This window comes from Niveispirillum cyanobacteriorum, assembly GCF_002868735.1.
GTDB classification, from domain to species: domain Bacteria; phylum Pseudomonadota; class Alphaproteobacteria; order Azospirillales; family Azospirillaceae; genus Niveispirillum; species Niveispirillum cyanobacteriorum.
The window spans coordinates 1,635,668-1,657,162 of sequence record NZ_CP025611.1 but is presented as its reverse complement, the minus strand read 5'-3'; the positions used below and the strand labels follow the sequence as shown (position 1 = coordinate 1,657,162).

Sequence of the window (21,495 nt, the reverse complement as noted above, 5' to 3'; positions counted from 1 at the left end):
CAGCCCTCAACGCAGCTTCAAGGTGGACAGGCCGACCAGCGCCAGGATGACGGCGATGATCCAGAACCGGATAACGACGGTCGGCTCCGACCAGCCCTTCTTTTCAAAGTGATGGTGGATCGGGGCCATGCGGAACACCCGTTTGCCCGTCAGCTTGAACGACGCCACCTGGATCATCACCGACAGCGCCTCCAGCACGAACAGCCCGCCGACAATGGCCAGCACCAGTTCATGCTTGGTGATCACGGAAATGGCGCCCAGCGCCCCACCCACCGACAGCGAGCCAGTATCACCCATGAACACCATGGCCGGCGGCGCGTTGAACCACAGGAAGCCCAAGCCCGCCCCGACCAGCGCGCCGCAGAACACGGCCAGCTCGCCCGTGCCCGGCACATGGTGGATGCCCAGATAGTTGGAGAAGATGGCATTGCCCGACAGGTACGCGATCAGGCCGAAGCAGGACGCCGCAATCATGATGGGCACGGTGGCCAGCCCATCCAGCCCGTCCGTCAGGTTCACGGCATGGGAAGACCCGATGATGACGATGATGGCAAACGGCACATAGAACCAGCCCAGATGGATCAGCAAATCCTTGAAGAAGGGCAGGGCCAACCCTGTGCCCATCTCCCACGGCGTCACCATCAGGTACCAGCCGGTGGCGACGGCGGCGACCACCAGGGTCGCGACCAGCTTCACCTTGGACGACAGGCCCTTGGTGTTGCGCTTGGTCAGCTTCAGGTAGTCATCGCCAAACCCGACCAGACCGAAACCGACCGTCACCAGCAGCACGATCCAGGTATAGGTGTTGGTCAGGTCCACCCACAGCAGGGTGGAGACGATGACGGCGATCATGATCATCAGGCCGCCCATGGTGGGCGTGCCCTTCTTCTTCAGATGCGTTTCCGGTCCGTCGGTGCGGATCGGCTGGCCCTCGCCCTGCTTGGATTTCAGCCAGCGGATGACGCGCGGCCCGATGACGAAGCTGATGATCAGCGCCGTCATCACGGCCCCGCCCGTCCGGAACGTGATGTACCGGAACAGGTTGAAGATCTGGAATTCGTCCGCCAGGGGATAGAGCAGGTTATACAGCATCGTTATCTCTCGGTTTCCCCGCCTTGTTGCCGGCGGTCGTCCCTTGCGGGTTATTATCCTGTTGTGCGCGGTCCAGCGCCTTCAACGCGTCGACCACCAGCGCCATACGGCTGCCGGCGGACCCCTTCACCATCACGGCGTCGCCGGGCTTCACGGCGGCGGTGACGATGGGGGCCAGGGTGGCGCTGTCGGGCGTGTGTGCGCCGCGCTTGTCGGCGGGTAATGCGTCAAACAGATGGCGCATATTGGGACCGCAGCAGAAAACCAGATCGGTGCCCGCCTTCACGAACGGGTCGGCCAGACCGGCATGCATCGCGGGCGCATGGTCGCCCAGTTCGCGCATATCGCCCAGCACGGCGATGCGGCGCCCCTTGGGGCCAAGTTCCGCAGCACCCAGCACGCCGGCGGCAGCGGCCACGGACACCGGCGACGCGTTATAGCTTTCATCGATCAGTGTGAAGGCGCCGCCCTCAACCTCAACCGCCCGGCGCTGCCCACGTCCCTTGATGGGGGCAAGCCCGGCCAGCGCCTCGGCGGCCTCTGCCACATTCCCGCCCGCCGCCTTCACGGCCAGCAGGACGGCCAGCGAGTTAACCGCATGGTGCTTGCCCGGCAGGGGGATGGTGTAGGTAACGTCAAGGCCATCAATGCGGGCCGTGACGACGCCATGGTCGGCGTATGGTTCGTAATTCAACAGGCGCCCATCGGCCCCCTCATGGGTCCCGAATGTCTGAATGCGCGTCAGCCCCTGCGTACGGGCTGCGGCCAGAAGGCGGGCATAATGGGCATTGTCGCGCGGCAGGATGGCCGTGCCGGATGCGTCCATACCCTCGAAAATCTCGGCCTTGGCGTCGGCGATATGCTCGACACTGGCGAAGAACTCGATATGGACGGCTTCCACCGTCGTGATGATCGCGATGTCGGGTCGCACCATGCGCGACAAAGGACCGATCTCGCCCGCATGGTTCATGCCCAGCTCGAATACGCCATACCGGCTGTCGGCGGGAAAGCGCGACAGGGACAGCGGCACGCCCCAATGATTGTTGAGCGATCCGACAGTGGCGAAGGTCTTGCCCTGGCTATCCAGCGCGACCTTCAACGCCTCCTTGGTGCCCGTCTTGCCCACCGACCCGGTGACGGCGATGATCTTGCCGCCGGCGCGCACCCGGCCCATGCGGCCCAGGTCCTGCAGGGCCAGCATGGTATCATCCACCTTGATCAGGCGGGCGTCACCTTCCAGACCCTTGGGGATATCGGCCACGATGGCGCCGGCTGCCCCCTGGTTCAGGGCCTGGGCGACGAAGGCATGGCCGTCGAAATTCGGACCTTTCAGCGGGATGAACAGGTCGCCCCTGGCGATGGTGCGGCTGTCGATGGACACGCCTGTGACGGTCCAGGCAGCATCGCCAAGCGCCTTGCCATTGCAGGCCGCTGCCACTTCCTTGCCCGTCCACAGGATGTCTGACATCCCACACCCACCCTTCAAAAACGCACTAAACCCAAACTCACAGACCCGCTACCACCTGCCGGGCCACGCTGGCATCATCGAAGGGACGGACTTCGGTCCCCACGATCTGCCCCTGTTCATGCCCCTTGCCGGCGATGATCAGCACGTCGCCGGGACCCAGCTCACCGATGGCCACCGCGATGGCCTTGGCCCGGTCATCCACTTCCAGGGCGCCGGGGCAGGCCGCCATGATCGCCGCACGGATGGTCGACGGCACCTCGCTGCGCGGGTTGTCGTCGGTGACAATGCAGCGGTCGGCCAAACGGGCGGCGATGGCGCCCATCATGGGCCGCTTGCCCTTGTCCCGGTCGCCGCCACAGCCGAACACGACCGACAGCTTGCCCTGCGTATGGGGCCGGGCCGCGTGCAGCACCGTCTCCAACCCGTCCGGCGTATGGGCGTAATCCACATAGACCGCCGCGCCATTCTTGAGGGTTGCAACCATCTCAAGCCGGCCGCGCACGCCCGTCAGCATGGCAAGCTGGTCAGCGGCCTTTTCCGCATCTTCGCCGCTGCCGATGGCCAGACCCAGGGCGCACAGCGCGTTCCAGACCTGGAACCGCCCAACTAGCGGCATCTCCACCGTCCGGCGACGCCCGAACAGCTCCAGTTCCAGCCGCTGACCGTGGGGCAGGGGCTTCACCTCGATGACGCGCAGCTCCTTGCCCGCCTCGCCGAAGCCGATAACCGTCTGCTTGCGCGCATGGGCGGTAGCCGCGATCTGGTCGAATTCCGGGATGTCGGCATTGATGACGGCCGTCGCCCCTTTGGGCATCACGCGGTCAAACAGCATCAGCTTGGCCTTGAGATAGGCCTCCATGGTGCCGTGATAATCCAGATGGTCGCGGGTCAGGTTGGTGAAACCGGATGCTGTCACCAGCACCCCGTCCAGGCGGAATTGATCCAGCCCATGGCTGGATGCTTCCAGCGCCAGATGCGTGACGCCAGCCTTGGCGACATCGGCCAGCGTGGTATGCAGGGCGACCGGGTCCGGCGTGGTCAGGCTGTCGCTTGCCGGAAAGCCGGGGGCGACCAGACCCAGCGTGCCCATGGCCCCGGCCTTATGGCCCAGACCGGCCCAGATCTGGCGGGTGAACTGCGCCGTGCTGGTCTTGCCATTGGTACCCGTGACGGCGGCGATCTTCTCGGGCTGCTCGCCACTGAAGCTGGCGGCCAGCAGGGCCAGACGGCGGCGGGGATTGGCATCCTCAATCAGGGTCACATGCTCCGCCCCCTCGGGCAGAACCGTGCCCTTCGGCGCCAGAATGGCGACGGCACCGGATGCGATGGCCTGGGGAATGAAATCACGCCCATCACGCAGCGTGCCCGGCAACGCGGCGAACAGCGTTCCGGGCACGACCTTGCGGCTATCCGCCGTCAGGTTGGTGATGGGTGGGTCGCGTTCCAGTGCCAGCGCTGATACCGCCAGTTCGGTCCGTGATGCCATGATCTCCGACAGCCTTTTCATCAATCCTCTTCACCCCCGGCCTGCAACGCGGCCGGTACCGCCGCCACCTGTGCGCCCTGCGGGGCCACCGCACCCGGATGCACGGCCATGGCCTGGATGATCTCGGGCGAGTTATTGTCCTGCGGCTTCACACCCAGAAGCGGCCCGATCTGGGCGATGATGGCGCCTGCCGTCGGCGCGCCGACCCAGCCGCCGGTGGCAAAGCCGAAGGTCCGCTTGTTGCCCTTGGGTTCATCCACCAGGACATAGACGACGTAGCGCGGGTCATTGGCGGGGAAGACGCCGGCAAAGCTGGAGATACGGGCGTTGGTGACATAGCCGCGGCCCTTCACCTTGTCCGACGTACCGGTCTTGCCGCCCACGACATAACCCGGCACATCGGCCTTGCTGGCCGTCCCTTCCGTCACCACCAGCCGCATCAGCTTGCGCATGGTGATGGAGGTCTGCTCGCTGATGATGCGGGTGCCCGGAACCTCGTTCGGGTTTTCGCGTTTCAACAGCGTGGCCGGGTGCATGATGCCGCCATTGACGACACCGCCGACCGCCTGCACCAGATGGGCGGGGCTGACCGACATGCCGTGACCAAAGGAAATGGTCATCATGTTCACTTCACGCCACGGGTTCGGGATCATGGGCCAGCCACGTTCCGGCACCTCCAGGCTGGCCTGACGCAGCAGACCCAGGCGGCCCATGAATTCCTTCTGCGCGTTCGGCCCCACCTGCTCGGCCATCTTGATGGAACCGATATTGGAGCTTTCCTTGAAGATATCGGCCACATCCATCCAGTGATTGACCGGGTGGTAATCCTTGATCAGGAAGCGGCCGATCTTGATGGGGCGGGTGGTGTCGAAACTGTCCTGCAAACGCACCCTGCCGGACTCCAACGCCATGGCGGTGTTGAAGATCTTGAAGGTGGAGCCCATTTCGTACACGCCCAGCGTGTTACGGTTGAACCGCGGATCGGTATCCTGCTCCTGCGTGGGCGGCGGCGGGGCGTGCGGGTCGAAATCGGGCACGGAAACCATGCCCAGGATTTCGCCGGTCTTCACATCCATGACCATGCCGGCGGCGCCGATGGCGTTGAACTCGTCCACCGCGTTGACCAGTTCCTTGCGCAGCACATGCTGCAACCGGACATCCACCGACAGGCGCAGCGGCTCGTCGCTTTCCTTCAGCCTTGTGTCGAACGCCTGCTCGATCCCCATCAGGCCATTATTGTCCACGCCGCTGAAACCCACGACATGGGCCGCCAGATTACCCTGCGGATAGACGCGGCGCTCCTCGCGCTGGAAATTCAGGCCGGGGATGCCCAGGCGGAACACTTCCTGCTGCTGGCGCGGAGACAGGTTGCGCTTGATCCAGACAAAGCGCTTGTCCGACTTCAGATCGGCCAGCAGCGTCACCGGGTCCAGTTCGGGCAGAACCGTCGTCAGTTGCTGTACCGCCTCGCGGGCGTCCAGGATCAGCTTGGGATCGGCAAACAGCGAGGCCGTGTGCAGCGACGTGGCCAGCAGGACGCCGTTGCGGTCCACAATGTCGGCGCGGCTGTTGGTCATGGTGCGCGTGGCGGCGCGGGCCACCGACGGTTCCTTGGCCCCGCCAAAGCTGACCGTGGCGTCCACCAGCTTGGCCCCGACCGCACCGAAACCGACGGTGAAGGCCGCCATCATCACGACCAGACGCGACTTGCCCATGGCCAGTGCTGTGGACGCGCGGCTATTGACGCGGATGCGCGGTTCCGGCCGTCCACCCTGGCCATACCGGTCCCCGCCGGCCAGATCAAAGCCCGTCAGGCTGTAATTGATGTCGGTCATCGCGTGGCTCCATACTTCGCCAGGATCACCGGGCCTTCAGGCTGGCGTCGCGACGGGGCGGGAGGGACGGGGGCGGGCTTAGGTGCTGGCGCACGCTCGATCACATCCGGCGCGCGGCTGCCCGGCTTGCGGCCGGGAATGGGGGTATACGGCGCCGGCTGGTTCGGGTCTTTGGCGGGCAGATCGGACAGGTGGGCAATCTGCGCGGCTCCGGTCGCCTGCAACAGCAGATGCTCTGCCGACAGCTTCTCCAGACGGGTCGGGTCGTTCAGATAGGCCCATTCGGCCTTCAGGACCTGGATGGCTTCCTGTTCCGCCACGATGGCACGGTTCAGGCGGTTCAGCTCGCGCTCCTGCTCCTGCGCCTTATAGCTGGTCTGGTACAGGATGCCGCTGGCGGCACAGGAAACGGCGATCCAGACGACGGTGGACTTCCCGATCATGCGGCTTCTCCCTGTGCCCAGGCCGGGGCCTCGGTACGGATGGCGGTACGCAGCCGGGCGGACCGGGCGCGTGGATTGCGGGCCTGTTCTTCCGCACCCGGCCCTGTGCCGGATTTGGAGAGCAGGCGGAACGTGGGGGCAGGGCCGACGGCTGCCGGACCCGGCATGTGGCGCGACGGACCCGGCACATTGCCCGACCGTTCACGCATGAATTCCTTGACCAAGCGGTCTTCCAGCGAATGGAAGGTGACGACGCACAGCCGCCCGCCCGGCGACAGCAGCCGTTCGGCGGCAGCCAGCGCGCGCTCCAGCTCACCCAGCTCGTCATTCACATGGATGCGCAGGCCCTGGAAGCTGCGGGTGGCGGGGTCGATCCCGTCCTTGGATTTCGGCACGCAGGACCGGATGACATCGGCCAGATCGCCGGTGCGCTCAAACTTCTTCTCCGCCCGGCGCATCACGATGGCGCGGGCCACACGGCGCGACAGCCGCTCCTCGCCATAGCGATAGAAGATGTTGGCCAGGTCTTCTTCCTCGGCGCTGTTCACCACATCGGCGGCGGTCGGGCCGGTATCACCCATCCGCATGTCCAGCGGCCCGTCGAAACGGAAGCTGAACCCGCGTTCCGGCGTATCGATCTGCGGCGACGACACGCCGATATCCAGGACGATGGCGTCCACGCTGGACACGCCAGCGGCCGCCAGCAGCGCCTCCATATCCCCAAAACAGCCATTCAGCAGGGACAGGCGCGGAGCATAGGCCTCGATGATGGGCCGGGCACGCTCATGTGCGGCCGGGTCGCGATCGATGGCGAACAGGCGGATAGCGGCACTGTCCAGCAGGGCGCGGCTATATCCGCCGGCGCCAAAGGTGCCATCCACCACCGTCTGCCCATCGGCAACGGCCATATCGTGCAGCACTTCGGCCAGCAGGACGGGGATATGAACGGGCTGTGCGGTCATCATTCCCCCTTCGCCAGGCCCTTGGCCTTGGCCAGCACGGTGGAGAGGGAGATGTTGTTGTTGCGGGCCTGTTCGCGGACGGCCTGTTCATGCGCGGCAAACGCCACCGGGTCCCACAGCTGGAAGGTGTTGCGGCGGCCGATGAAGGTGACAGTCTCGGTGATCCCGGCAAAGCCCATCAGGTGGTCGGGCAGGATCACGCGGCCTTCGGGGTCCAGCGTCAGTTGCGCGGACTGACCATACACGGTGGTCTCGATCAATTCCCGCTCATCATCCGGCATGTTCGGATTGTCCAGCGCGTCGGACAGCTTCTCCAGATAGGAGAGCGGGGCCGCATCCAGGGCCTGCGCCTTCAGCGAGGGGAAGATCACCATTTCGGTGGCCACGCCTGCCGCCAGTCCCGCCGACAAGGTCGAGCGGAAGGGAGCGGGGATCGATACCCGGCCCTTCTTATCAACCTTGTTGACATATGTGGACAGGAACAAGCCCATCACGCCCCACCTTGTTGGTGCCACCCCGGCACCGGATTTCCCGCCGACCCCTCCAACGCCCTGTTATTCACCCCTTCCGATACAGCCTCGAAGGCGGCATCATCTGGGCATGGATGGGCTGATGGTCCCTGTCTTTGGGTCTTTATGGGATAGCATGGGAATTTATGGGAGAAAAGGGGGGATAGTAATGTCCCGCCCTGATTCGGTGTTTTTCCACAGCGGGAGTCTTGATCTGTGGATAAGTCGGGTCCCAAGATGAAAAACAAGTCCATCCACTAAGATATGCTTGGTTTTTCTTGTTCCGATTTGATTCGCGCTGCGGGGCAGACTGAAAGGCATAGGCAATCTATGCCTGCCATTTCTTGAAAATAACCCGAACGGACAGGGTGTTTTTCTGTTAATTAGAAATTCGAAATATCCTGGGAATCAGGGCGATATCTCGAAAACCGTGATATTTAAATTTCAAACCCACTTTCCGACCCGTTCTCATGCCTAGATATTGTGGGGTCTGGGTTGGTTTTGGCCCTAAATCTGGGCGGTTTTGGGGCTGTGGGGGAGGTGTGGCAATGGGTTGCCGCTGTGACGGCGCGCACACCTGTAAACCATTCGTAAATAAATCATGCCGCGATGCAAGGTAAAGGGCCAGACGGTCTGTAAGCCGGGTTCTGTCCGCCGGACCATATCCCACTGGTGGATGGTATCCGGGGGATGGTCATTCCTCTGGGATGCCCATTGCTGGACACCTCGCGCAACCCACCCGGACGACAGCGCGGAAGTGCGCCTGGGCGTTGCCGCCCATGCCGTCCCTATTCGGTTTTGCTCCCGGTGGGGTTTACCATGCCAACCCTGTCGCCAGGGTCGCGGTGTGCTCTTACCACACCCTTTCACCCTTACCGAAATCCAGTAATCCCAAGGGGTTACTGGCGTCGGCGGTCTGCTCTCTGTGGCACTTTCCCTGGGGTCACCCCCGCCGGGCGTTACCCGGCACCGTACTTCCGTGGAGCCCGGACTTTCCTCCCCCATGCGAGTTTCCCCATTGCATGAGAGCGACCATCCGACCGTCTGGCCGGCGGGTTGTAGGCGTTCAGCACATGGAAAGCAACCGGGATCAGATGCCCGAGTCTCTGACCAGGGCGCGCAGGGCCGCGACACTGTCGCGGTCAATGCCTTTACCCGTGCTGGCCGGCACCCAATGCCGCTGAAACGCCGACAGGGCGGCTTCGGCGCTGTCGTCCCATGTTTTCCCATGGGCGATATGCTCGTCCCATGAAATCCCATCCGGGGTGACTTGGTAGCCAAACCGCTCCAGCAGCCGGGCAATCTCGTCCTTTTCCCATGCCATCCCATCGGCGGGGCGGGGGTCGGGCCACAATCCCACCCCCGCCATGGCCAGCCCCAGCCAGTCGAACAGTTCGCCCGGATCCTGCTTGCGCAGCGGCGCGATGTCGGAATGGCCCAGCACGCGATGGGCCGGTATGGGATAAAGCGTCAGAAGATGGGTGCAAAGATTGGCCAGGGCGCGCATCTGCGCCTCCGGGAAGGGCCGGTACCCCCATTCATGGCCGGGATTGACCAGTTCGATCCCGATGGAGCGGCTGTTGATATCCTCTTGCCCGGCCCACCGCGACGCACCCGCATGCCAGGCGCGGCGGTCATCGGGCACCAGCTGGAAGATGCGGCCATCCTCCTCGATCATATAATGCGCGCTGACCTCCGCCGCCGGATCGCACATGCGCGCCAGCGCCGACGGCCCATCCTGCATGCCGGTATAATGGATCACCAGCATATCCGGCGGCCCCTCCACCCGGCGGGGGCCATGGTTGGGGCTGGGATGGGGGATGAGGTTTGGCATCGACATTTGCCTACCCTACCTCACACCGTGTTGCGCGCCACCACGATCTTGGGGCGGCGGATTAGGATGATGCCGACACCGGCGATCACCAGCACGCCGCCGACGATCAGCGCCCAGCTCATGGCCTCGCCCAGCCACAGCACACCCGACGCCACCCCGAACACCGGCACCAGCATCAGGAAGGGCACCGTCTGGTTCACATCATATTTGCGCACCATCGGCTGCCAGATGGCATAGGCGATGATGGTGGAGGCGATGACCATATAGGCGATACCGGTCCACGCCCCCCAACTGGCATTCAACACCTGCTCCACCTGTCCGCTTTCCAGCACGAAGGAATAGAGCAGAAGCTGCGGCACCGCGAACAGCGCCATATAGGCGTTGAGCTGATAGGGATCGACCGTCCCCATCCATTTCACCTGGATGTTGGAGAAGCTGAACGCCGCCGCCGCCAGGACGATCAGCAGAAGATGGAACGGGTCGCTTTCCCCGCCGCCGCCGCGCAGCGCGATGACGGCCACGCCGACAAAGGCGATAGCCATGCCGATCCCCCGCCGCCAGCCCAGCGTGTCCTTGAAGAAGTACGCGGCCAGAAGGCTGGCGAACGGCACCTGCAACTGGATCACGATGCTGGCGGTCGATGCCTCCGCCCCCACCATGCCATGCAGCATCAGCGGGAAGTGAACACCGCCCAGGACGAAGGCATAGGCCAGGACCTGGCGCAGCTGGTTGCGCGGGAACTTCACAAAGGGCAGGAGGATGGCCGCCACGATGGCGAACCGGATCGCCATCATCAGCATCGGGGAAAACTCGCGCAGGGCATAGCGTGAGACCGCGAAATTGGTCCCCCACAGCGCCATCACAAACAGCGCGCCCAGCATATGAACCGGTTTCATCCGCCGCTTCCTCAACAGGTTGGCCGCCAAACCTATCGTTTCAGCGGCAACAATGGCGAACGCGCAGCCTGCCACCCTGCAATGCGCGCCTGGGATATGCCCTTCGTCTGCACTTGTCACACGCCTCACCCGAAAGAGCCATTGTGCCCCTCCGCCACCTTCCCTTCCAATATTGGCAGGTAAGGAGAGATGCGATGGCCGAGTTCGACGCTTACGAACTGTATATGCTGACCCTGATCAACCGGGCGCGGGCCGATCCCGTGGCGGCGGCGGCCGCGTTCGGCATCGACCTGAACCAGGGTCTGGCTGCGGGGACCATCTCCGCCACGGCCAAACAGCCGCTGGCCCCCAACAACCTGTTGGCGGCAGCGGCAGAGGCGCATAGCGACTGGATGTTGGCGACCGACACGTTCAGCCATACCGGTATCAACGGCTCCAGCCCCGGCGACCGGATGGCCGCCGCCGGTTACCGCTTCACCGGCGCCTATACCTGGGGGGAGAATATCTCGTGGAGTGGGACGACGGGCCAGCTCCGCACCAGCCAGCTTGCCGCCTATATCGAACAGCAGCATCGCGGCCTGTTCCTCAGCCCCGGCCACCGCGTCAATATTTTTGGCGAGAATTACCGGGAGATCGGGATCAGCCAGCAACTGGGGGAGATGACGGGCTACAACGCCTCCATGATCACCCAGAATTTCGCGGCCACGGGACAGTCCCGCTATGCGACGGGCGTGGTCTTCAATGATCTGAACGGCGATGGCTATTACAATCCCGGCGAAGGGGTGGGTGGCGTCTCGATCACGGTGAATGGCACTGTCATGGGGCAGACCAGTGCCGCTGGCGGCTACGCCATCACCATGGCCAACGGCACCTGGACCCTGGGGTTCAGCGGCGGTGGCCTGACCGGTGCCTATTATCAGACCGTCAGCATGAACGGCCTGAATGTCGGGGTGGACGCCAAGGCCGCCCTGTTCGCCCCCGTCACCTTCCAGACCTGGAACAGCACCACCAACAGCTTCGTCGCCACCACACCCACGGCCTATAGCGGCCCTGTGGCGCATCTGGACTGGCAGATGCTGGGCACAGCCGGCGCCGATAATGTGGCCGGCAGCGATCAGGATGATTTCATGAATTTGGGCGGCGGCAATGATGCTGCCAATGGCGGGGCTGGCAGTGATGTGCTGGATGGCGGCACCGGCTCCAACTTCCTGATCGGCGGGGCGGGGCAGGATATCTTCTTCGCCGATGGCCGTGGCGGTCAGGCGGCCTGGACCACCATCGTCGATTTCGAAAAGGGGGAGCAGGTGAATATCTGGGGCTGGCGCCCTGGCACCAGCCGCTTCACCTGGACCGCCGATGATGGCACCGCCGGCTATAAGGGCGCGACCCTGCATGCCGATCTGGACGCCGACGGGCGCATCGATATCTCCGTCACCTTCGCGGGTCTGGCCCTGTCGGCGCTGGGCACGCCACAGGAAAGCGATGGGTTGCTGCTGCTGGTTTGATCCGGGTTCAGGATTACGGTGCCAATGAAGAATGAGGGCTCTCATCCTTCATGGGCTGGCGCGTTGAGCGCCCGCGCACCCATGTGCGCGAAGCCAAGCGGCCGGATGGCCGCGCCCGGCGTTTGAGGGACAGGCGACAAGCGCCTTGCCCAAATGGCAACCCAGGCCCCCCATCCCTGGTAGCTTCCCAACGGCATCCGCATGTGTATAGTGCGGCGAACCTTTTGATTTGGGACATGGAACCAGCTTGCGCCATCGGGTGCGGGCGGGCTCGGTGTCCCATAACCCGTTTCTTGGCGGCCCCGCCGGCCCGCCCATGGGAGAGCCAGGTTCATGTCCAGTTCTGACCGTTTCCGCGAAGCCCTGACCTTTGACGATGTGCTGCTGGTTCCCGCCGCATCGGAGGTCATGCCGGCAGAGGTTGACACCAAGACCTGGCTGACCAAGTCGATCCAGTTGGGCATTCCGCTGCTGTCGGCCGCCATGGACACGGTCACGGAATCGGCCCTGGCCATCGCCATGGCGCAGTCGGGCGGCATCGGCGTCATTCACCGCAACATGGATATTAGCCGTCAGGCCGACGAGGTTCGCGCCGTCAAGCGCTTCGAATCGGGCATGGTGGTCAACCCCTACACGCTGCGCCCCGACAATACCCTGGCCGACGCGCAGGAATTGCAGCGCCGCTACCGTTTCTCCGGCTTCCCCGTGGTGGATGAGGCTGGAAAGCTGGTGGGCATCCTGACCCACCGCGACGTGCGCTTTGCCAGCAACCCGAACCAGCCGGTCAGCGAGCTGATGACCAAGGATGGTCTGGTGACGGTGAAGCCGGGTGTGTCCAAGGAAGAGGCCAAGCGCCTGTTGCACCAGAACCGCATCGAAAAGCTGCTGGTCGTTGACGATGCTTATCGCTGCATCGGCATGATCACGGTCAAGGATATCGAAAAGGCGCAGAACCATCCCCATGCCGCCAAGGATGCTGCCGGTCGCCTGCGCGCCGCTGCCGCCACCGGCACCGGTCCCGATGGTCTGGAACGCGCCGCCGCCCTGTTCGATGCCGGCGTTGACGTGCTGGTCATCGACACGGCCCATGGCCATTCCAAGAAGGTGGCCGATCAGGTGCGCGCCGCCCGCAACCTGCCGAACTATACCCAGATCATCGCCGGCAACGTCGCCACCGCCGATGCGGCCCTGGCCCTGATCGATGCCGGTGCCGACGCCATCAAGGTCGGTATCGGCCCCGGCTCCATCTGCACCACCCGCATCGTGGCCGGCGTGGGCGTGCCGCAGCTCACCGCCATCCTGGATGTGGTGGAGGCCTGTCAGAAGCATGGCATCCCCGTCATCGCCGATGGCGGTATCAAGTACTCGGGCGATCTGGCCAAGGCCATCGCCGCCGGTGCGTCGTGTGCCATGATGGGCGGCCTGTTCGCCGGTACCGATGAAAGCCCCGGTGAGGTGATCCTGTTCCAGGGCCGGTCCTACAAGGCCTATCGCGGCATGGGCTCCGTCGGTGCCATGGCCCGTGGTTCCGCCGACCGCTATTTCCAGGCCGAAGTCTCCAACACCCTGAAGCTGGTGCCCGAGGGCGTGGAAGGCCGCGTGCCCTACAAGGGCCCCATCGGGGCCGTGGTGCATCAGCTGATCGGCGGCCTGCGCGCCTCCATGGGCTATACGGGTTGCGCCACGATCCAGGAAATGCGCACCAAACCCCAGTTCGTGCGTATCACCAACGCCGGCCTGCGCGAAAGCCACGTCCACGACATCACCATCACCAACGAAGCCCCGAATTACCGCCAGGGGTGAGGTTTTACGGCACCCCTCTCCCGCCTGCGCGGGCGAGGAGTGTAACGGATGATCCATGTTCCACTACATCGACAGCCCCCAGAACCCGCAATTCAAGTCCTGGTCCGGGCTGCTGGAAAGCCGTGGCATCCGTAAGCAGGGGCAATTCCTTCTGGCCGGGCTGAAGACCGTGCCGGAGGCGCTGACCCGCTGGCCGCTTCACTTCACCCGCATCCTGATCCGCCATCCCGAATGGATCACGGATTGGCCGCTGCCCGAGCATATTCAGCCTGTGGTGCTGGCCGGTCCCCTGTTCCGGGAACTGGATGTCTCGGGCACGGATTACCCGATCCTGGTGGGCACCCTGCCACCCATTGCGCAGGCTGACCTGTCCGCCCCGCCAAAGGGCCTGGAACTGGTCTGCGCCTTGGGGGACCCCGCCAATCTGGGGGCCCTGCTGCGCAGTGCGGCGGCCTTTGGCGCGTCCAAGGTCATCCTGCTGGAAGAAGCGGCCCACCCCTTCCACCCGAAATGCCTGCGTGCGGCCAGCAACGCCGTCTTCACGCTGGATATCGTGCGCGGTGGGCGCTGGGCGGCACTGGATCAGGCGGAGGGGCCGTTGCTGGCGCTGGATGCCGGCGGTGATGACCTCGCCACCTTCCCCTGGCCCGAAGATGCCCGCCTGATCCTGGGCGAGGAAGGGCAGGGCGTGCCGCCGCAGGTCCCGGCGCAGCGTCTGACCATTGGCAATACCGGCAATGTCGAAAGCCTGAACGCCACCGTCGCCGCCTCCATCGCGCTGTTCACCTATTATGCAGGCGGTCAATGACCGGCGCCCCTGACAGCGCCCCCGAACCTGATCTGGCTGCCATCGCCGCTGACCTGTCGGAAAGCGTGGCCGCCCTGTCGACGGCCAGCGCTCTGGGCCTGCCCGACCTGCTGGCCCGCATCGATGCGCTGAAAGCGCGCATCGACAATTTAGAAGCGAAGATACGCGCCGAAATCCAGGACGAAGCCGGCACCAACCTCTGCCCTTAAGCATAGGCCTTTCGGGCTAAGGCCTTGATTGCGCATAGGTCCCTTGTGCCCAAGTGGGTGGTTCCGTCGGGAAACCATCCACGCCTTAAGCATAACTTCATCATTTCGCGGCAACCTAGCATAGTTATGGCGCGACAAAGGCGCCTTTTGTGCCATCATGCGGATGAGAAGGCGGGCTTCATTATGGGTATCATGATGACGATCCAGGATCTGAACGACCTGCGCCAGGACATCCTGATCAAAGCAGACGAGATGCAGGCCGAGGCCGCGCGTCTCGAACAGTCCCAGCCGGAAGAGGCGGCGAACCTGCGCCGCATCGCCGACCGTCTGGCTGTCTATATGCGCGATTATCTGGACGTGTCGAACGTCGAATGGCTGCCCCCGGCGTCCAGCCGTTAAGGCCCGCCACGTCCCGCGCGAAGAAGCAGCCGGCCTGCGTTTGCGTAACGCAGGCCGGCCATCCTACCCTTACTGCTTTGCCGCCAGCGCCTCCTTCAGGCCCGGCACATAATCGGCCCCTTCCGGCACCTGGATCGAGGCGCCGTTGAAATCGGCACCCACCGGTTCCTGACGCCCACCCAGACAGTGCGACAGGAACCCTTCCGCCACGGCATAGAAGCTGGTGCGGTTGGCCGGTCGGGCGAAGCCATGGCCCTCATCGGGATACAGGACATAGGTGACGGGGATGTTCTTGGCCTTCATCGCCGTCACGATCTGATCGGATTCCGCCTGTTTCACGCGCGGGTCATTGGCACCCTGGGCGATCAGCAGCGGCTTGGCGATCTTATCGACATGGGTCAGGGGCGACCGTTCGGTCAGCAGGGCCTTGCCCTCCTCGGTGCGCGGGTCGCCCACGCGGCGGGCCAGCTGTTCAAAGAAGGCGGCCCAATATTCCGGCACGCTGGCCAGCAGCGTGTTCAGGTTGGACGGGCCGACAATGTCGACACCACAGGCAAACCGCTCCGGCGTGTTGGTCATGCCCCACAGGGTGGCATAGCCGCCATAGGACCCGCCATAGATGGCGACCTTGTCCGTGGGCGTGATGCCATTCTTGACGGCCCAGTCGACGGCGTCGATCAGGTCGTCATGCATGGTCCGGCCCCATTGCTTGTCGCCGGCATTGGTGAAGCCCTTGCCGAACCCGGTCGACCCCCGGAAATTCACCGACAGCACGGCATAACCACGGTTGGCCAGCCACTGATGCTCGCTATTATACCCAAAGCCATCGCGCGCCCAGGGGCCGCCATGGACATTCAGGACCATCGGCACCGGCTTCTCCGGCTTGCCATCGCCATTTGCATCGGCTCCGGGCGGCAGCGACAGATAGCTGACCAGCACCTTGCCGTCCCGTGACGGGATTTCCAGCGCCTGCATGGGGGCCAGCGTCTTGCCCTCCAGGTTGGGGCGCACGGTGAACAGCCGCGTCAGGCTCTTAGCCTTGCGGTCATACAGCCAGAAGGCGGCCGGTTCCGTCACCCGGTCGATCACCAATGTCCACAGATTGTCATCCTTGGACCGGCTGGTGATGCCCCAACTGCCCTTGGCCTCCTGGTTCAAAAACGCGATATCGGCGGCCACCGCATCGCCCACGGGCAGCCATTCATCCTTCAGGTAATCGACATTATAGGCCTCCAGCGCGCCCGTGACCGGGTTGGTCAGGATGCCACCGATGTCGGCCTTGTCGCTTTCGGCGAGCAGCTTGGTCTCCCCGCTGCCCAGGTCCAGGGCGTAGATGGCGGCCTTGTCGCGCCCGGCGGTGGATTGCAGATAGGCGATATTGCCCTCCAGCGGGATACCGGCAACGCCACTTGTCAGGGCGTCGTCGGCGGCGATGGTCAGGATGGGCTTGCCCGGCTTGCCATCCTTGCCGAACGGTTCGATCTGCATGCCGCCATCGGGCAGCGGCTTGCTGGCCAGACGCAGGGTCAGGCTGCGGTCGGCATCGAACCCGCCATAGCCCTCATTCTTGAACACCAGCGTCAGCTTGCCGGTCTTCAGATCCAGCTTATGAACGTCGTGCCATTTCGGATCGCGGTTATTCAGGCCGACCAGGATCGTGTCCGGCACCTGGGTGGAAATGCCGACAATCTGCACCGTCGTTTTCTCAAATGGCGTCAGCAGCTTGGTTTCGGCACTGGCGACATCCACGCCATACAGCAGAAAATCCTCGTTCCCGCCCTTATCCTGCAAATACAGGATCTGGTCACCGGCAGGCGCCCAGAAGAAGCGGCGGATGGGGCGTTCCTTGTCGGCGGTCAGGGGCTTGGCGGCGTCGATCTGGCCGATGGGGGCGACCCAGATATTCATCACCCCGTCGCGCGGGGCCAGAAAGGCGATGGACTGCCCGTCGGGGCTGATGCTGGCGCCGGTCCTGCTGGGATTGCCGAACAGGTCCTTGCGGGCGATCAGCTCTGCTGGGGCTGGCGTGGCGGCGGGCGCGGTCGCCGCCTCTTCCTTCTTGCCACAGGCCGACAGGGTGGTGGCCAGGGTAATGGCCAGCAGGCTGCTGCCAAGCAGCGCGGGCAGTTTCCGTGTGGTCACGTGCGCTCGTCCTTCTTCTGATTGGGTTGCCTGTCACGGTACCCCCGTAAAGGCGATCAACATCCAAACAGAAGAGGGAGTTTCCGGCAAGCCACCGCGCGGGTTGTACACGGAAGGGTAATGTGCCGCCCTCAATCGCTGGGCGGGCGCATCCGCGCCCAGGGGCTATTCCGCCGCGCTGGCGCGGGCGGGCGGGGTGCGGGGCAGGGTGATGGTGAAGCGGGTACCCGCCCCCGGTGCCGTGGTCAGTTCCACGTCACCGCCCAGGGCCGCCTGCGCCAGATTATGCACGATATGCAGGCCCAGGCCCGTGCCGCCACTGCCGCGCCGCGTGGTAAAGAACGGGTCAAAGGCGCGCGCCGCCACCTCCGCCGTCATGCCGACGCCATTGTCGCTGACGCTGAACCGCACCGGCTCGTCGCGCCCCTGCACCGGGTCCAGGCGGATGGTGATCACCGGTTCGGCGATGTCGGCAAAGGCATGCACGGCGGCATTCTGCACCAGATTGGTGATCAGTTGCGCCACCGGCCCCGGCGCCACCAGCAGCCTGACACCGTCCGCCAGATCCAGCACCATGCCGATCCGGCTGCGCCGCAGCAGCGGTTCCAGGCTGCGCACGGTTTCGCGCAGATACTGGCCCAGATCGATCATCTGGGCCTCTTCGCTGGACTGGTCTGCGGCCACGCGCTTGAAGCTCTGCACCAGATCGGCGGCACGGGTCAGGTTGGTCAGGACCACATGCATGCCTTCGCTGGTGATCGTGAGGAATTCCTCCAGGTCGCTGCGCTTCAGGGTGCGGCTATCGACGCGTTCCTTCAACTCCTCGCACTGGTTGCCGATGAAGCTGGCACCCGTCAGGGCCACACCCAGCGGTGTGTTGATCTCATGCGCCACACCGGCCACCAGCCCGCCCAGGGAGGCCAGTTTCTCCTGCTGCACCAGCCGCGCCTGCGTGGCGCGCAGCTCGGTCAGGGTGGTGTCCAGCCGGCGATAGGCCTGGGCATTGGCGATGGCGATGGCCGCACTGGCGGCCAGGGTGCGCAGGATATCCTGTTCGCGCGGGCCATAGGCCCCGTGCCGCCGCGTCTGTACCGTCAGCACGCCCAGCACCTTTTCCGAAAAGGCCAGGGTGCAGAAGGCCAGTGACGCCATGCGCGCATCCCCGCCTTCCTGCAAGGTGGGCGCGCTTGCCGCTGCCGCCCCGTCCAGAACCAGGACATCGGCCCCATTGCTCAGCGCCTTGACGGTCAGCGAGGTGGGGTGGCTCAACGAATAGCGGGGCAGGTCGGGCCGGTCCACGCCGTCCAGCGTGAACAGCACATAGCCCACCTCGTCCGCCGCCTCGTTCAGCAGCGCGATGCCGAACGCATCGGTGGGCAGAAGGTCGGCGGCACTCTGCGCCAGGGCGGCATAGACCGCCGCCGGGTCCAGCGTGGCCGTCAGATCGCGCCCGACATGGCCCAAGCGGCTCAGGGTCGTGGCCGATGCCTCCAACTCCGCATTGGCGCGGCGCAGGTCGGCGGTGCGGGCATCCACCTTTTCCTGCAAAATCTCGGTATCAATGCGCAACCGCTGCTGATACCGGCCGATCAGCCAGGAAACCAGGGCTACGCCCGCCGACATGGCGACGGCAAAATACAGGAAGGTCTGGATGGTATTGTCGGCGCGGTGTGCAGCGGCGGCGGCCAGTTCGCGGGCCTGATTGCCATGTTCGCTGACCATGCGGTCCAACTGGCTTTGCACCCGGTTGAACATCTGGCCGAAAGATTCCAGGTAGGCGACAGCACTGGGATAATCCAGATCGACCATGGACCCGACCCAGGTCACGGCGCTGCGATAATCCGACAACTCGTTCAGCATGTCGTTGATGGCGGGGATCTGCTCGGGCCGCGCATCATTGCGGCGATAGGCCTCCATATCGGTGATGACATTGTCCAGCGCGGCGGTGGCATTCTCCAGTTCCGCGCGGACATCAATGCCTTCACGCTCGGCGGCCTTCAGCACCAGGATCCAGTTGAACCGTGCGCTCAACCCCTGCATGCGGTTGCCGATATCGGCTAGCCGCACGCTGGCCTCCATATTGCGCAGGATCAGGGCATTGTCGCCCGACAGGTCCTGTACCGTCTGTCCGCCTCGGCTGTACAGCCCAGCCATCAGGATGACGACAACCAGCGTTGGGATCAGGGCGCGCAGGATCGGGCCCAGGCGGCTTCCCTGCCAACGCAACGTCAGTCCCTGGCGCCGGGCATCAATCATGCTCACCATCTGATCCGCCGCCGGGGCGGGCTATCCTTGCCCGATCCAGACCAGTCCTGATCCCTCATTCCCCGGTCTTTCATCCGTCACACATCATCATTATGCAGGATTGCCCAAACTTCGCTGATATTCAACCACATGTACTTAACGCTTGGTCAGGGCCGCGCGGGGGCAGCGGCCCTTTTGGGCCGCCAGCGCTGCACCGTCAGCACCGGATCACCAAAGGGCGGGTTGCCCACCCCTTCCAGACGGTTGGTGAAGACGGTGCCGACGCTGTTGAACCACATCGGCATGCGCGGCAATTCGGTCATCAGTTCCTTCTGAAAGCCCAGCCACGCTTCTCTTAAATCCTCCCGCGTGCATCCGGCCCGATCGATTCGCTCGATCGCCCGGTCCAGGCCGGGGGTGCGGTTGCCGGCAAAGTTCAGGCCCTGCATACCGTTCTCCGCCGACGGAATACTGTTGGACAGGAAATAGAGCGGCATGGAGGGGGAGTTGGCGACATAGGTGATGCTGCTCAACACCATGTCGAACTTGCGTGCCCGGAACGTGCCGATAATGTCCGTCTCTTCCTTCAGCGTGATGGCAAATCCGGCGGCGCGCCAGGCGGCGGCCAGGGCTTGCCCCACGCTGCGGTCGCCGGCGCGGTAGGACACGGTCATTTCCAGCAGCTGCCCCGCGGCATTGCGGCGTTGCCCGGCCTTGTCCCGGCGCCACCCCGCCATGTCCAGCAGGTAAGCCGCCCGCACCGGGTCATGACCATAGCGCGGGAACCCTGCCGTATAGGCGGGTAGGCCCGGATGCAGATAGCCCGGTGCCACCAGCGAGGTGCCCAGCGTCAGGTCGCGCACCATGGCCTCGCGGTCCAGCGCCAGATACAGCGCCTCGCGCACCTGCCGGTCGCCCAGGGCCGGATGGTCGAAATTGGGGGTCAGCCAGGTCAGGGTGGAGGATGGCGACCAGATCACCTTGAAACTGTCGCGCCGTTCCTTGGTGAACCGGATCAGCGCATCCTCCCGCACGCTCTTGGGCAGCAGGATATCGATGGTCCCGTCCAACAGCCCCTGTTCGGCGGCGGCGGGATCGCCAAACAGCATGTCAATATGCTCAAAATACGGGGCCGGGCCGGCATAGTAAGGGTTGCGGCGTAGCTTGATCACGCTGGGCGCCGTCTCCGCCTCAATAACATACGGCCCCAGATAAAGGCCCGGATGCGTGCGCTTTGTAAAATAGAGTGTACGCTGAAAATAGGTGGCCGGATCGGCACTGTAGAGCGGTTCCTCCAGCCGGCGGGGCAGGGGCGGGGGCACGAAAAGCTGTTCCTTGCACAGCACGCCGTCATAGACCACTTCCAGTCGGCGTTCCCCTACCATCCGCATCGACCGGATGCGCGAGGTGATGCCCGTCGGGTCCAGGATCAGGGGCGGGTAGCGTTTGGCCACCGTCAGGCCGAATTCCAGATCGCCCAGTTCCAGCGGCGCGCCATCGCCCCAGCGCAGGTTGGGCAGCAGGTCAAACACGGCCCGCGTCACCAGCCGCCCGGCCTCATCCGTATAGGTGACCAGTGACCCATCCAGGGCGTTGGGCAACTGGGTACAGAGCGAACAGGCGATCAGTTCGCCATGCATGCGCCCGACCACGCCCTGGGTCAGGCGGAACAGGGTGGCCTGCGGCTGCGTGATGATCTGTGCGAAATGGGTGCGGGGATAGATATTGTCGGCGGCCATTACCACCCGCTTTTCCTCCAGCAGGCGTTGGTTGCGCGCGTCCGGCACACCGGCACCTTGCGCCCCGGCCCCCTGTGCCAGGGTCAGCAGGAACAGCAGGGCCACAAGGCCCTGTCCCAGG

The 21,495-nt window shown here is 64.4% G+C and carries 17 protein-coding genes and 1 other RNA gene; 5 read left to right on the top strand and 13 right to left on the bottom strand.

The window, feature by feature from the left end; translation table 11 throughout:
- Window positions 1–6: 6 nt before the first annotated feature.
- The 10 genes from mraY to C0V82_RS07450 form a co-directional block, all read right to left on the bottom strand.
- Entirely contained in the window at window positions 7–1,092 is a 1,086-nt protein-coding gene (gene mraY, locus C0V82_RS07495; protein ID WP_102111794.1) for a phospho-N-acetylmuramoyl-pentapeptide-transferase, read from the bottom strand.
- Window positions 1,082–2,560, bottom strand: coding sequence for a UDP-N-acetylmuramoylalanyl-D-glutamyl-2,6-diaminopimelate--D-alanyl-D-alanine ligase (locus C0V82_RS07490; protein WP_102111793.1), 1,479 nt, complete (start codon window positions 2,558–2,560; stop codon window positions 1,082–1,084). The genes mraY and C0V82_RS07490 overlap by 11 nt, the downstream gene beginning before the upstream one ends.
- Before the next feature lie 37 nt (window positions 2,561–2,597).
- Complete coding sequence (locus C0V82_RS07485) at window positions 2,598–4,046, bottom strand: UDP-N-acetylmuramoyl-L-alanyl-D-glutamate--2,6-diaminopimelate ligase (RefSeq protein WP_245924200.1); 1,449 nt, start codon at window positions 4,044–4,046, stop codon at window positions 2,598–2,600.
- A gap of 20 nt (window positions 4,047–4,066) precedes the next feature.
- Window positions 4,067–5,881, bottom strand: a complete 1,815-nt coding sequence (locus C0V82_RS07480) for a peptidoglycan D,D-transpeptidase FtsI family protein (protein WP_102111791.1) — start codon at window positions 5,879–5,881, stop codon at window positions 4,067–4,069.
- Window positions 5,878–6,324, bottom strand: a complete 447-nt coding sequence (gene ftsL, locus C0V82_RS07475; RefSeq protein ID WP_102111790.1) for a cell division protein FtsL — start codon at window positions 6,322–6,324, stop codon at window positions 5,878–5,880. The genes C0V82_RS07480 and ftsL overlap by 4 nt, the downstream gene beginning before the upstream one ends.
- Window positions 6,321–7,286, bottom strand: a complete 966-nt coding sequence (gene rsmH, locus C0V82_RS07470) for a 16S rRNA (cytosine(1402)-N(4))-methyltransferase RsmH (RefSeq protein WP_102111789.1) — start codon at window positions 7,284–7,286, stop codon at window positions 6,321–6,323. The genes ftsL and rsmH overlap by 4 nt, the downstream gene beginning before the upstream one ends.
- Complete coding sequence (locus tag C0V82_RS07465) at window positions 7,286–7,777, bottom strand: division/cell wall cluster transcriptional repressor MraZ (protein ID WP_102113305.1); 492 nt, start codon at window positions 7,775–7,777, stop codon at window positions 7,286–7,288. Before C0V82_RS07465 ends, rsmH begins: the two co-directional genes overlap by 1 nt.
- Window positions 7,778–8,415: 638 nt before the next feature.
- Window positions 8,416–8,843, bottom strand: an RNA gene (rnpB, locus tag C0V82_RS07460) — RNase P RNA component class A.
- A gap of 42 nt (window positions 8,844–8,885) precedes the next feature.
- Window positions 8,886–9,635, bottom strand: a complete 750-nt coding sequence (locus tag C0V82_RS07455; RefSeq protein ID WP_102111788.1) for an N-acetylmuramoyl-L-alanine amidase — start codon at window positions 9,633–9,635, stop codon at window positions 8,886–8,888.
- A 14-nt stretch (window positions 9,636–9,649) separates the two neighbouring features.
- Window positions 9,650–10,525 (bottom strand): DMT family transporter, encoded by an 876-nt coding sequence (locus tag C0V82_RS07450; RefSeq protein WP_102111787.1) that lies wholly within the window; start codon window positions 10,523–10,525, stop codon window positions 9,650–9,652.
- Between the two features lie 194 nt (window positions 10,526–10,719).
- On the opposite strand from C0V82_RS07450, the gene C0V82_RS07445 reads away from it, so the two are divergent.
- The 5 genes from C0V82_RS07445 (at window position 10,720) to C0V82_RS07425 (ending at window position 15,249) form a co-directional block, all read left to right on the top strand.
- Window positions 10,720–12,030: a CAP domain-containing protein gene (locus C0V82_RS07445; protein WP_102111786.1), complete on the top strand. Its 1,311-nt coding sequence runs from the start codon at window positions 10,720–10,722 to the stop codon at window positions 12,028–12,030.
- Between the two features lie 333 nt (window positions 12,031–12,363).
- Window positions 12,364–13,833, top strand: a complete 1,470-nt coding sequence (gene guaB, locus C0V82_RS07440; RefSeq protein WP_102111785.1) for an IMP dehydrogenase — start codon at window positions 12,364–12,366, stop codon at window positions 13,831–13,833.
- A gap of 55 nt (window positions 13,834–13,888) precedes the next feature.
- Window positions 13,889–14,641, top strand: a complete 753-nt coding sequence (locus tag C0V82_RS07435; RefSeq protein WP_102111784.1) for a TrmH family RNA methyltransferase — start codon at window positions 13,889–13,891, stop codon at window positions 14,639–14,641.
- Complete coding sequence (locus tag C0V82_RS07430) at window positions 14,638–14,850, top strand: hypothetical protein (protein ID WP_102111783.1); 213 nt, start codon at window positions 14,638–14,640, stop codon at window positions 14,848–14,850. The genes C0V82_RS07435 and C0V82_RS07430 overlap by 4 nt, the downstream gene beginning before the upstream one ends.
- A 192-nt stretch (window positions 14,851–15,042) precedes the next feature.
- On the top strand, window positions 15,043–15,249 hold the full coding sequence (locus C0V82_RS07425; RefSeq protein ID WP_156344386.1) for a hypothetical protein: 207 nt from the start codon (window positions 15,043–15,045) through the stop codon (window positions 15,247–15,249).
- Between the two features lie 69 nt (window positions 15,250–15,318).
- On the opposite strand, the gene C0V82_RS07420 is transcribed toward C0V82_RS07425, so the two are convergent.
- From C0V82_RS07420 to C0V82_RS07410, 3 genes are all read right to left on the bottom strand, one after another.
- Entirely contained in the window at window positions 15,319–17,391 is a 2,073-nt protein-coding gene (locus C0V82_RS07420) for a S9 family peptidase (RefSeq protein WP_245924199.1), read from the bottom strand.
- A gap of 165 nt (window positions 17,392–17,556) precedes the next feature.
- Window positions 17,557–19,656, bottom strand: a complete 2,100-nt coding sequence (locus tag C0V82_RS07415) for a sensor histidine kinase (protein ID WP_102111781.1) — start codon at window positions 19,654–19,656, stop codon at window positions 17,557–17,559.
- 146 nt (window positions 19,657–19,802) lie between these two features.
- On the bottom strand, window positions 19,803–21,479 hold the full coding sequence (locus C0V82_RS07410; protein ID WP_158659794.1) for an ABC transporter substrate-binding protein: 1,677 nt from the start codon (window positions 21,477–21,479) through the stop codon (window positions 19,803–19,805).
- Window positions 21,480–21,495: the final 16 nt, after the last annotated feature.